The following is a 12,836-nucleotide window of genomic DNA, read 5'->3' as shown; positions in this document are numbered from 1 at the left end:
GGTTCACACATTCAAATGTGGGAGCTGGCTTGCCTGCGATGGCGGCCATCAGAGCACCACCGTTCTATTGGCGTTGAGAAACACCCGCCGCTCAATGTGATACCCCACCGCCCGGGCCAACGTCAGCCCTTCAATATCCCGCCCCTTGGCAATCAAGTCCTCGGGGTAGTGGCTGTGATCCACCACCTCCACGCCCTGGGCGATGATCGGGCCTTCGTCCAGGTCGTTGTTGATGTAATGCGCCGTGGCGCCGACCAGCTTCACCCCTTTGTTGTACGCCTGGTGATACGGCTTGGCGCCCTTGAACCCCGGCAGCAATGAGTGGTGAATGTTGATGGCCTTGCCATCGAGCTTGCGGCACAGCTCCGGCGACAGCACTTGCATGTAGCGCGCAAGGATCACCAGTTCGGCGCCGGTGTCTTCCACCACTTGCCACACCTGACGCTCCTGGGACGGCTTGTCGTTGGGGTCGAGGGGGAAATGGTAGTAGGGAATCTGGTGCCAGTCGGCCAACGGCTTGAGATCCGGGTGGTTGGATACCACCGCCACCACATCCATCGACAGTTGGCCGATGCGCTGGCGGTACAGCAGGTCGTTGAGGCAGTGATCGGCCTTGGAAACCATGATCACCACTTTTGGCCGGTAGTTCGGTGCCGTCAGTTCGAAGATCATGCCAAAGGCTTCGCCGCGCGCGGTCAGGCCATCGCGAAAAGCCTGTTCGTCAAAATCATCGGGCTGGCGGAACTCCACGCGGATGAAGAACCGGCCCGAAAGCCGGTCATCGAACGAGTGGTGCTCGGTCACGTAGCAACCCTGTTCGAACAAGTAGCGGGTGACCGCGTCCACCGTGCCGAGCACGCTGGGGCAGTCGGCGGTCAAAATCCATGTATCGGGTGCGCGGCTCATGGGTCATTCCTCAGGCTTGAACGCTCAGGCCGAATTCAGCCGACGCATCCTGCAACCACAACCACCAGTAGTCCGAGAAGCTGCGACGAATCACCAGCTCCCAGGTGTCTTCAGCGGTGTGACGGATCACCAGTTGCGACTTGGCGAACACCGTACCCACCGCCTTGCCCACCGGGAAATTGTTGGGGTGTACGTCGTAGCTGGTGGACTTCATCAGCACATCGCGCACGTTCGGGCCGCTGAGTTCGAGGATCTGCTGGCCGCCGCTGACGTTGACGACCTGGATATGCAAATCACCCAGGGCAGCGCGCAGGTTTTGTTCGGCGGCGAATTCCTCACCGCTCGGCACGACCAGCAACCACTCATCCGGGCCGAGCCATTGCAGGCTGGTTTCACCCTTCACGATCACTTGCAGCGCCCCGGGCAACTCGATGCCCAAGGCCTTGTGCACACCGGCGGCGAAGGCCGCGTCATGACCGTCGCCACGAATGGTCAGGTGGCCGAGGAGTTTCTTTTCGCGCACGGTCACACCGGCATTCTTGCGGCCCTTGCCGACCAGGCTGGCGAGGTCGGCATGGTGCAGCGACGACTCGGCCTTGGCGCCGGAGGTCGGGCGTTGTTGGTAAACATTGGCTGCTGTCATAAAGCACCTGTTCTGAATGCTGTGGTGTCTGTTCCGGCTTCATCGGGGGCAAGCCCCCTCCCACATTTTGAATGGGGAATGCATTCCAAATGTGGGAGCTGGCTTGCCTGCGATGCAGGCGACTCGGTTTATCAGATGTTCTGGCGATCGCCTTTCGGGTCAAAGAACACCGAAGACACAATTTCCGCCTCGATCACGCTGCCATCCGCTTGCGGTGAGAACACCCGCTCGCCGATGCGCTTCAAGCCGCCCTTCACCACCGCCATCGCGAACGAATAGCCGAGGGAGTTGTGCGCATAGCTCGACGTCACGTGACCGACCATCTTCATCGGGATCGTCTGCTTCGGATCGAACACCAACTGCGCGCCTTCCGGCAGCCACACTTTCGGATCGACCGGCTTCAGGCCCACCAGTTGCTTGCGCTCTTCGCGCACGCAGTCTTCACGGTTCATGCCGCGCCAGCCGATCCACGAGAACGGCTTGGTACGGCCCACGCACCAGCCCATGTTCAGGTCGTCCGGGGTCATCGAGCCGTCGGTGTCCTGGCCGACGATGATGAAGCCCTTCTCGGCCCGCAACACGTGCATGGTTTCGGTGCCATACGGGGTCAGGTTGTATTTCTTGCCCGCCTCGACGATTTTTTCCAGCACGCCCATGGCGTAGTCGGCCTGCACGTTGACTTCGTACGACAGCTCACCGGTAAACGAGATCCGGAACACGCGAGCCGGTACACCGCCGACCAAACCTTCCTTCCAGGTCATGAACGGGAAGCCGTCCTTGTCCAGGTCGATATCGGTCACTTCGCTCAGCAGCTTGCGGCTGTTCGGCCCGGACAGGGTCATGGTGGCCCAGTGGTCGGTGACCGAAGTGAAGTACACCTTCAGGTCTGGCCATTCGGTTTGCTGGTAGATCTCCAGCCACTGCAGCACACGAGCGGCGCCGCCGGTGGTGGTGGTCATCAGGAAGTGGTTGTCGGCGAGACAGGCGGTGACGCCGTCGTCGAAGACCATGCCGTCTTCCTTGCACATCAGGCCGTAACGCGCCTTGCCCACGTCCAGCTTGGTCCAGGCGTTGGTGTAGATGCGGTTGAGGAACTCACGCGCGTCCGGGCCCTGGATATCGATCTTGCCCAGGGTGGAGGCGTCCAGCAGGCCGACGCTGTCGCGCACGGCCAGGCATTCGCGTTTCACCGCGGCGTGCAGGTCTTCACCGTTGCGCGGGAAGTACCACGGGCGTTTCCACTGGCCGACGTCCTCGAACTCGGCGCCGTTCTTCACGTGCCAGGCTTGCAGCGCGGTGTAGCGCACCGGCTCGAAGATATGCCCACAGTGACGGCCCGCCACCGCGCCGAACGTCACCGGCGTGTAGTTGGGACGGAACATGGTGGTGCCCATCTGCGGGATGGTCACGTTCAACGAACGGGCGGCGATGGCCAGGCCGTTGACGTTGCCGAGCTTGCCCTGATCGGTGCCGAAACCCAGCGCGGTGTAGCGCTTGACGTGTTCGACCGACTCGAACCCTTCGCGGGTCGCCAGCTCAATGGCGGCGGCGGTCACGTCGTTCTGCAGGTCGACGAATTGCTTCGGCGCCCGCGCGGTGTTTTTCTCGTGCGGCACCTGGAACAGCGCCAGGGTCGGCTCCTCCAGACGGCTCAAGGCCTTTGGCAGCACACCTTCCACCGGCGCGAAACCGGCATCGCTGGCCGCGCGCACGCCGCCTTCGAAACCATCCGCCAGGGAATCGCCCAGGCCGTAGACGCCATTGAGGCCGCCCACACAGACGCGTTTTTGCGGCGCTTCGCCGGGTACGAAACCGAGGATATCTTCACGCCAGGTCGGCTTGCCGCCCAGGTGTGAGGCCAGGTGAACCACCGGGCTGTAGCCGCCGGAGCTGGCCACCAAGTCGCAGTCCAGCCACTCGCCGGGGCTGCTGACTTTATGCGCTTTCACGTCAATGGCAGCCACGCGGGCGCCGGTCACGTGTTTGCTGCCACGGGCTTCGATCACGGCGCTGCCGGTGAGGATACGAATGCCTTTGGCACGTGCTTCTTCAACCAGGGCGCCGCGCGGGTTGTGGCGCGCATCGGCCACGGCGACCACCTGCAAGCCTGCATCGAACCAGTCCAGCGCCACGCGGTAGGCGTGATCGTTGTTGGTCGACAGCACCAGTTTCTTGCCCGGTGCCACGCCGTAGCGACGCACGTAAGTGGAGACCGCACCGGCCAGCATGTTGCCCGGCACATCGTTGTTGCCGTACACCAGCGGGCGTTCGCACGCACCGGTCGCCAGCACCACACGCTTGGCGCGCACACGGTGGATACGCTGGCGCACCACGCCGATCGGCGCACGGTCACCGAGGTGATCGGTGAGGCGTTCGTGAATGGTCAGGAAGTTATGGTCGTGGTAGCCGTTGACGGTGGCACGGGGCAGCAGCACCACGTCCGGCAGGGCCTTGAGTTCGGCGATGACACTGGCGACCCATTCGGCAGCCGGCTTGCCATCGAGGCTTTCGCGCGAATCCAGCAGCGAACCGCCGAATTCTTCCTGCTCATCGGCGAGGATCACGCGGGCACCACTGCGTGCAGCGGCCAGCGCGGCAGCCAGGCCCGCAGGACCTGCGCCGACGACCAGCACGTCGCAGTGACGGTTCATGTTGTCGTAGGTGTCCGGGTCATTCTCGGTCGGCGAACGGCCCAGGCCAGCGGCCTTGCGGATGTACTTCTCGTAGGTCATCCAGAACGATTGCGGGTACATGAAGGTTTTGTAGTAAAAACCCGGCGGCATCAGCTTGCCGCCCACCTTGCCCAGGATGCCCATCACGTCATTGTTGACGCTCGGCCAGCCGTTGGTGCTGGTGGCGACCAGGCCCTGGTACAGCGCTTGTTGCGTGGCGCGCACGTTGGGAATCTGGGTGGCTTCGGTGGCGCCGATCTGCAGCACCGCGTTCGGCTCTTCGGCGCCGGCGGCGAAGATGCCGCGTGGACGCGAGTACTTGAAGCTGCGGCCAATGATGTCGACGCCGTTGGCCAGCAGGGCTGCGGCCAGGGTGTCGCCCTCAAAGCCTTTGTAGGTCTGGCCGTTGAAGCTGAAGGTCAGGACTTTGTTACGGTCGATCCGGCCACCGTTGGACAGGCGATTGATCTGGCTCATACCTTCTCTCCAGAGGCCTTGGCGGTGAATTGCGGCTTCTCACCGATCTTGTAGGTTTCAAGAATTTCGTAGCTCAGGGTGTCGCGCGTAGCGTTGAAATACTGGCGGCAACCGGCAGCGTGGATCCACAGCTCGTGGTGCAGGCCGCGAGGGTTGTCGCGGAAGAACATGTAGTCGCCCCACTCTTCATCGGTGCAGGCGTTCGGGTCCAGCGGGCGCGGGATGTGCGCCTGGCCAGCCGCGTGGAATTCCTCTTCGGAGCGCAGTTCGCCACAGTGAGGACAGAAGATATGCAACATGGGGATTTCTCCTGTTAGTGGGCGACCGCAGCAGCGCCGTGTTCGTCGATAAGTGCACCGTTGTGGAAACGGTCGATGGAGAAAGGTGCGGCCAATGGATGCATTTCACCCTTGGCCAGGCTGGCGGCGAATACGTTGCCCGAGCCCGGCGTGGCCTTGAAGCCACCGGTGCCCCAACCGCAGTTGAAGAACATGTTCGGCACCGGGGTCTTGGAGATGATCGGGCAAGCATCCGGCGTGGTGTCGACGATGCCGCCCCACTGCCGGTTCATGCGTACGCGCGACAGCACCGGGAACATCTCGACGATGGCCTGGATGGTGTGTTCGATCACCGGGTACGAACCACGCTGGCCATAGCCGTTGTAGCCGTCGATACCGGCGCCGATCACCAGGTCGCCCTTGTCGGACTGGCTGATGTAGCCGTGCACCGCGTTGGACATGATCACGCTGTCGATGATCGGTTTGATCGGCTCCGACACCAGTGCTTGCAACGGGTGGGATTCGATCGGCAGGCGGAAACCGGCCAGCGAAGCCATGTGCCCGGAGTTACCGGCAGTCACCACACCGACACGCTTGGCGCCGATAAAACCCTTGTTGGTCTCCACGCCGATGCACACACCGTTTTCCTTGCGGAAGCCGATGACTTCGGTCTGTTGGATCAAGTCCACGCCGAGGGCGTCCGCTGCGCGGGCAAAGCCCCAGGCCACGGCATCGTGACGGGCCACGCCGCCGCGACGCTGCACGGTCGCACCGAGAACCGGATAGCGAGTGTTTTTCGAGCAGTCGAGGTACGGGATCTCGTCGGCCACTTGCTTGGCGTTGAGCAGCTCGCCGTCCACGCCGTTGAGGCGGTTGGCACTCACGCGGCGCTCGGAGTCACGGATGTCTTGCAGGGTGTGGCACAGGTTGTACACGCCACGCTGGGAAAACATCACGTTGTAGTTCAGGTCCTGGGACAGGCCTTCCCACAGTTTCATCGCGTGCTCGTACAGGTGCGCCGACTCGTCCCACAGGTAGTTGGAACGCACGATGGTGGTGTTGCGCGCGGTGTTACCGCCGCCCAGCCAGCCTTTCTCGACCACGGCCACGTTGGTGATGCCGTGTTCCTTGGCCAGGTAATAGGCGGTCGCCAGACCATGCCCGCCGCCGCCGACGATGACGACGTCGTAGACCTTCTTGGGGGTCGGCGTGCGCCACATCTTCTGCCAGTTTTCGTGGTGGCTGAGTGAGTGCTTGAAGAGGCCGAAGCCCGAGTAGCGTTGCATAGTCATTACTCCAAAACCGCGCTCAGCGATAAACCGGGAAATCAGCGCACAGGGCAGACACGTGCTTGGCCACGTTGGCCTCGACGTCGGCGTCGCCGAGGTTGTCGAGGATGTCGCAGATCCAGCCGGCCAGTTCGATGCATTGCGGCACTTTGAACCCGCGCGTCGTCACCGCCGGCGTGCCGATACGCAGGCCCGAGGTCACGAACGGCGACTGCGGGTCATTCGGCACGGCGTTCTTGTTCACGGTGATGTGGGCGCGACCGAGGGCGGCGTCCGCATCCTTGCCGGTCAGGCCCTGACGAATCAGGCTGACCAGGAACAGGTGGTTATCGGTGCCGCCGGACACTACATCGTAGCCGCGTTTGATAAACACGCCGGCCATGGCCTGGGCGTTGTCGATCACTTGCTGTTGATAGGCCTTGAAACCTGGCTCCAGCGCTTCCTTGAAGCACACGGCCTTGCCGGCGATCACGTGCATCAGCGGGCCGCCCTGGGCGCCCGGGAATACGGCAGCGTTGAGTTTCTTTTCGATTTCTTCGTTGGACTTGGCCAGGATCAAGCCACCCCGTGGACCGCGCAGGGTCTTGTGGGTGGTGGTGGTGACCACGTCTGCATACGGCAGCGGGTTAGGGTACAGGCCGGCGGCAACCAGGCCGGCGACGTGGGCCATGTCCACGAACAACAGCGCACCGACTTTGTCGGCGATCTGACGGAAACGCGGGAAATCCAGGGTCTTGGAGTAGGCGGAGAAACCGGCCACGATCATTTTCGGCTTGTGCTCGACGGCCAGACGCTCGACGTCGTCGTAGTCGATCAGGCCGGTGTCGGTGTTGATGCCGTATTGCACCGCGTTGTACAGCTTGCCCGAGGACGACACCTTGGCGCCGTGGGTCAGGTGACCGCCGTGGGCCAGGCTCATGCCCAGGATGGTGTCGCCGGCCTGCAACAGGGCCAGGTACACGGCGCTGTTGGCGGACGAGCCGGAGTGAGGTTGCACGTTGGCGTAATCGGCACCGAACAACTGCTTGGCGCGCTCGATGGCCAGGGCCTCGACTTTGTCCACATGCTCGCAGCCACCGTAGTAGCGCTTGCCCGGGTAGCCTTCGGCGTATTTGTTGGTGAGGCCGCTGCCCTGGGCTTCCATCACACGCTTGCTGGTGTAGTTCTCTGACGCGATCAGCTCGATATGATCTTCCTGACGCTGCTCCTCGGCATTCATGGCCGCCAGCAGTGCGTCATCATATCCCTGGATCTGGTCTTTTTTGCTGAACATCGCGTCTCTCCCAGCCTTTCGTATTGTTGAGGCCCCTACAGGGCCCTTTGATGCGATGGTAGGGCTGGCGCAGACAGGTCAAATGCCTGCGCACGCCACGCAAAGGTGCGTTTACGACATGACAGGAACAACACCGAAACAAATGTGGGAATAGGCCTCTGTGGGAGCTGGCTTGCCTGCTCCCACAGGGGCTAGGCGATGATCTGGCGGACGAGCAGCAGCAGTAGGAAATGCAGTGGATAAAGCGCATAAGCCCAACGCCGCATGGCCGGTGGCGAGACGTTTTTGGCATGTCGCAACAAGACCAGACCGGCCAATGGCGCGATCAGGCATGCAGCCAGCCCCATCAACGCGACAAGCGTGCCGCTATCGAGCAGAACCTGCCATTGATTGGCCGCGACGCAGACCACGCCCGGCAACACACTGAAGTACCACGGCCGACGGAACACCAGCAGCATCGCCAACGGCAACAACACACCAAAAAAACCGAACATCAGGTGCGTGGAAAAAACACCGCCGATAGTGAGGGCAATCAACGCCAAACCTCGATCAACCAGCGCGTTCTGCTGCCATCCTCGGGCAATCAGCAGGCCCAATGCCAAGGTCGGCAACACGTTCAACGTATCGGCATCGTCGATAAACAGCCGGTAGGGCACTTCGCTGATCACACTGAACAGCAGCAGCCAGCCCAGGTAACGTCCGCTGACGCGCGCGTTGCTCATCCGGTGCAGATTGGCCGCAATCGCCAGGCAAAACCACGGAAACGCCAGGCGTCCCGGCACATATAGGCCATCCAGGCTCAAACCGACGTAACGCAGGTGGTCCAGCACCATGCACAGCAGTGCCAACCACTTGAGCAGGTCCAGGGCACCGTCTCGGACAGGTCCGACAGGCAAGGTGTGCGTACCGTGCATAATTCCCCACTGACTTTGCATGAACAACGCGTGCGCGCCCCGAACAATCTTGGTTAAAGTGCGCACCAACATCGACCACAGGAATGGGCCATGACCGACAAGAGCCAACAATTCGCCAGCGACAACTATTCCGGCATCTGCCCGGAAGCATGGGCCGCCATGGAGCAAGCCAACCAGGGTCACCAACGCGCCTACGGCGATGATGAATGGACCCACCGCGCGGCCGACGGTTTCCGCAACCTGTTCGAAACCGACTGCGAAGTGTTCTTCGCCTTCAACGGCACCGCCGCCAACTCTCTGGCACTGTCCTCGCTGTGCCAGAGCTACCATAGCGTGATTTGCTCGGAAACTGCCCACGTCGAGACCGACGAATGCGGCGCACCGGAGTTTTTCTCCAACGGCTCCAAGCTGCTCACCGCCCGCACCGAAAACGGCAAGCTGACCCCGGAATCGATCCGCGAAATCGCCCTCAAGCGCCAGGATATTCACTACCCCAAGCCGCGCGTGGTCACCCTCACCCAAGCCACCGAAGTGGGCAGCGTGTACACCCCGGATGAAATCCGCGCCATCAGCGTTACCTGCAAGGAATTGGGGCTGAACCTGCACATGGACGGCGCGCGCTTCTCCAACGCCTGCGCGTTTCTCGGCTGCTCACCGGCCGACCTGACCTGGAAAGCCGGAGTGGACGTGCTGTGCTTTGGCGGCACCAAGAACGGCATGGCCGTGGGCGAGGCGATCCTGTTCTTCAACCACGAGCTGGCCGAAGACTTCGACTACCGCTGCAAGCAGGCCGGCCAATTGGCCTCGAAAATGCGCTTCCTCTCCGCGCCCTGGGTAGGCCTGCTGGAAAACGACGCCTGGCTCAAACACGCGCGCCACGCCAACCACTGCGCGCAACTGTTGAGCAGCCTGGTGGCGGACATCCCGGGCGTGGAACTGATGTTCCCGGTACAGGCCAACGGCGTGTTCCTGCAACTCTCGGAACCCGCAATTGCCGCACTGACGGCCAAGGGTTGGCGGTTCTACACCTTCATTGGCAAAGGTGGCGCACGCTTCATGTGCGCGTGGGATACCGAGGAAGAGCGCGTAAGAGAATTGGCCGCAGATATTCGGCAAGTGATGGGCGCCTGATACTGGCGCATGGCCGAGTCTGTTATTTGATATTTCTGACAGCTGCGCGCTGGATTTTCATTGTCTAGCCTCTTGAAACCTGAAGGGAAAAGGCCGCTGCAGCGGCCACCCTTCGGGTTTGGCTACCTGCCGAACAATCGGCCGGAAACGGAAATCCAGCAGAGGGCTATACCCATGGAATATCAAATCCACAGCGACAACCTGAACGACGAAAACACCGCCACCACCACCGTCATCGACTGGAATGAATTCAGGAAATTCGCGAAGGTCGGCGACACCATCCGCGAACCCTCAAGGACATTGCGGATCTACGACAAAGTGTATGAACTGACAGCCTCAGGCGAACACTTCGTCGTCCACATCTACGCCCAGTAACGCCTAATGTGGGAGCGGGCTTGCTCGCGAATATCGAGTGTCAGTCACCAGATAAGCGACTGACACACCGCTTTCGCGAGCAAGCCCGCTCCCACACAAGCCAACTCCCGCATTGAGCTGCGCTCGCTGTCAGAACTCGATGCGCACGTCGCCCTTCGGCACGCTGCAGCACGAGAGGATGTAGCCTTCGGCTTCGTCTTCCTCGGTGATCCCGCCGTTGTGGTCCATCTCCACATCGCCGCCGAGCTTCATCACTTTGCAGGTCCCGCAAATCCCCATGCCGCAGGCTTTCGGGATGAGCAAACCCAGCTTGGCCGCCGCAGCGTGCACGGTTTCGCCCGGGGCCACGCGAATGCTTTTGCCCGATGCGACGAATTCCACTTGATGCAGGTCCGCCAGGTCGACTTCCGGCGCTTCGGCCGCCTGCTCGGCTTGTTCCACCGCATCGGCACGGGCTTCCGGTGGCGTGGCACCGAAGGACTCCTCGTGGTAACGCGCCATGTCGAAACCGGCGGCTTCCAGCAGGCGCTTCACCGCATTCATGTACGGCGTAGGGCCGCAGCAAAACACTTCGCGCTCCAGGAAGTCCGGCACCATCAGTTCGAGCATCTTGTGGTTCAGGTAGCCGCGATAACCGGCCCAGGGTTCGCCCAGGCCGTGTTTTTCACAGATCAGGTGCAGGCTGAAGTTGTCGATCCGCGACGCCATGTGTTCCAGCTCGCGGTGGTAAATGATGTCTTTCGGCGAGCGGGCGCTGTGGATGAACGTCATGTCGACGTTGGCGTTGGTGTCGTAGAACCAGCGCGCCATGGACATCACCGGTGTGATGCCGACACCGCCGCTGAGGTACAGCACTTTAGGGCTTGGAAAGTCGATGGCATTGAACAACCCCACCGGCCCGTGCACCGCCAGTTCCTGGCCTTCATGCAGGGTGTCGTGCAGCCAGTTGGAAACCTTGCCGCCCGGCACGCGCTTGATCGTCACCGAGAAGCTGTAGGGCACCGACGGCGAACTGGAAATGGTGTACGAGCGCATGATCGGCTGGCCCTCGATTTCCAGCTCCAGGGTGACGAATTGCCCGGGCTTGAAAAAGAACAGGATCGGCTGGTCGGCCATGAAGCAGAACGTGCGCACGTCCCAGGTTTCCTGGATGACTTTGACGCAACGGACGATGTGTCGACCATTGGCCCAGGTCTGGGTGGTTACCGGGTTCAGGAAATTGTTGGACATGCTTATTCTCCGTAGCCGTAGGTCGGCCTGATGCTGGCGATTCTGCGTAACGCCGAATGCGCCCATTTACCTATCTGCGACATTCACATACTTATCGCGACCAGCCCCCAACGACCTAGGGTTGCGCGTCGGGAACAGAGTGGGCCATGTCGCTCATGGATAAGGTTCCACGTATCGCCGGCCCCACACTCGCTCCCAACAACGACGCTTTCTTTACGCCTTGCAAAGCACCAACCGTAGCCACTATTCGCCGGCCACACCGAATGGCCATGAGGACACACACGATGGACGTCACCGCAACCTTGAGCTTGGGCGATCCGCTGGAACCCGCACGCAAGGCCACCGCGCAAATGCTGCAGGAACGCGAGCGCACTTTCTCGCTGCCCCAGCCGTTTTACTCCGATGACCGGCTGTTCGATATCGACATGCAGGAAATCTTTCAGAAAGAGTGGTTGATCGCCGGCATGACCTGCGAGATCCCCGCCAAGGGCAACTACCTCACCCTGCAAGTGGGCAAGAACCCGATCATCGTGATCCGTGGCGCCGAAGGCGTAGTGCATGCGTTCCATAACGTGTGCCGTCACCGGGGTTCGCGCTTGTGCACCAGCGACAAGGGCAAGGTCGCCAAACTGGTCTGCCACTACCACCAGTGGACCTACGAGCTGGACGGCCGCCTGCTGTTCGCCGGCACCGAAATGGGCGCCGATTTCGACATGAAGCAGTACGGTCTGAAGCCGGTGAACGTGAAGACCGCCGGTGGCTACATCTTCATCAGCCTGGCCGAGAACCCGCCGGCCATCGATGACTTCCTGTCGACGCTGAACCACTACATGGAACCCTACGACATGGAAAACACCAAGGTGGCGATTACCACCACCTTGATGGAAAAGGCCAACTGGAAGCTGGTGCTGGAAAACAACCGCGAGTGCTACCACTGCAACGCGTCGCACCCGGAACTGCTCAAAACCCTGCTGGAATGGGACGACGTGACTGACCCGCGCGCCGACCAGGCGTTCAAGGACCACGTGGCCGCCTCCGCCGCCGCCTGGGATGCCGAGAAGATCCCGTACGCCCACGCCAGCTTCGGCCTGCGCAACCGTATCGTGCGCATGCCGCTGCTCAAGGGCACCGTGTCGATGACCATGGACGGCAAGCAGGGCTGCGCCAAGCTGATGGGTCGCATCAAGAACCCGGACCTGGGCTCTATGCGCATCCTGCACCTGCCGCACTCCTGGAACCACTGCATGGGCGATCACATCATTGTGTTCACCGTGTGGCCGATCAGCGCACAGGAAACCATGGTCACCACCAAGTGGCTGGTGCACAAGGACGCCGTGGAAGGCGTGGACTACGACGTGGAGCGCATGCGCCAGGTATGGGACGCGACCAACGACCAGGACCGTCGCCTGGCCGAAGAAAACCAGCGCGGTATCAACTCCACCGCTTACCAGCCGGGCCCCTACTCCAAGACTTATGAATTCGGCGTGGTGAACTTCGTGGACTGGTACAGCGAGCGCATGCTGAGCAACCTGGGGGCGGCGCCGGCGCCTTACCTCAAAGGTGTGGCGGTGCACGAGTAACTGAAACGCCACGGATCAAACTGTGGGAGCTGGCTTGCCTGCGATAGCGGCGGTGAATTCACTGCCGT

Annotated in this window: 11 protein-coding genes; 3 read left to right on the top strand and 8 right to left on the bottom strand. The window is 61.6% G+C overall.

What is annotated here, in order from left to right; all coding sequences use genetic code 11:
• Positions 1-48: 48 nt before the first annotated feature.
• From purU to ACW9IB_RS28255, 7 genes are all read right to left on the bottom strand, one after another.
• Complete coding sequence (gene purU, locus ACW9IB_RS28285) at positions 49-906, bottom strand: formyltetrahydrofolate deformylase (protein WP_457368743.1); 858 nt, start codon at positions 904-906, stop codon at positions 49-51.
• A 10-nt stretch (positions 907-916) separates the two neighbouring features.
• Positions 917-1,549 (bottom strand): sarcosine oxidase subunit gamma, encoded by a 633-nt coding sequence (locus ACW9IB_RS28280; protein WP_457368744.1) that lies wholly within the window; start codon positions 1,547-1,549, stop codon positions 917-919.
• Between the two features lie 131 nt (positions 1,550-1,680).
• The gene (locus ACW9IB_RS28275; protein WP_457368745.1) at positions 1,681-4,698 is read right to left on the bottom strand and encodes a sarcosine oxidase subunit alpha; all 3,018 of its coding nucleotides are present in this window, start codon (positions 4,696-4,698) and stop codon (positions 1,681-1,683) included.
• The gene (locus ACW9IB_RS28270; RefSeq protein ID WP_457368746.1) at positions 4,695-4,997 is read right to left on the bottom strand and encodes a sarcosine oxidase subunit delta; all 303 of its coding nucleotides are present in this window, start codon (positions 4,995-4,997) and stop codon (positions 4,695-4,697) included. The genes ACW9IB_RS28275 and ACW9IB_RS28270 overlap by 4 nt, the downstream gene beginning before the upstream one ends.
• 14 nt (positions 4,998-5,011) lie before the next feature.
• On the bottom strand, positions 5,012-6,262 hold the full coding sequence (locus ACW9IB_RS28265; protein WP_010207084.1) for a sarcosine oxidase subunit beta: 1,251 nt from the start codon (positions 6,260-6,262) through the stop codon (positions 5,012-5,014).
• A gap of 22 nt (positions 6,263-6,284) precedes the next feature.
• Positions 6,285-7,538 (bottom strand): serine hydroxymethyltransferase, encoded by a 1,254-nt coding sequence (gene glyA, locus ACW9IB_RS28260; protein ID WP_457368747.1) that lies wholly within the window; start codon positions 7,536-7,538, stop codon positions 6,285-6,287.
• Positions 7,539-7,729: 191 nt separating this feature from the next.
• Complete coding sequence (locus tag ACW9IB_RS28255) at positions 7,730-8,452, bottom strand: TraX family protein (RefSeq protein WP_457416573.1); 723 nt, start codon at positions 8,450-8,452, stop codon at positions 7,730-7,732.
• Between the two features lie 90 nt (positions 8,453-8,542).
• Here ACW9IB_RS28255 and ACW9IB_RS28250 point away from each other — a divergent pair, with 90 nt between their 5' ends.
• Positions 8,543-9,583 carry a threonine aldolase family protein gene (locus ACW9IB_RS28250; protein ID WP_457416571.1) on the top strand — a complete coding sequence of 347 codons (1,041 nt, stop codon included), beginning with the start codon at positions 8,543-8,545 and terminating at the stop codon, positions 9,581-9,583.
• Positions 9,584-9,757: 174 nt separating this feature from the next.
• A complete protein-coding gene (locus ACW9IB_RS28245) occupies positions 9,758-9,958 on the top strand; it encodes a hypothetical protein (protein WP_457416569.1) in 201 nt (66 codons plus the stop codon).
• Positions 9,959-10,087: 129 nt separating this feature from the next.
• Here ACW9IB_RS28245 and gbcB read toward each other — a convergent pair whose 3' ends face one another.
• A complete protein-coding gene (gbcB, locus tag ACW9IB_RS28240) occupies positions 10,088-11,188 on the bottom strand; it encodes a glycine-betaine demethylase subunit GbcB (RefSeq protein ID WP_457368751.1) in 1,101 nt (366 codons plus the stop codon).
• Positions 11,189-11,472: 284 nt separating this feature from the next.
• Here gbcB and gbcA point away from each other — a divergent pair, with 284 nt between their 5' ends.
• A complete protein-coding gene (gbcA, locus tag ACW9IB_RS28235) occupies positions 11,473-12,768 on the top strand; it encodes a glycine-betaine demethylase subunit GbcA (protein WP_457368752.1) in 1,296 nt (431 codons plus the stop codon).
• The last annotated feature ends 68 nt before the right edge of the window (positions 12,769-12,836 follow it).

It is taken from the genome of Pseudomonas sp. SDO524_S393 (genome assembly GCF_054071875.1).
This window is presented reverse-complemented; position numbering and strand designations above follow the sequence as displayed.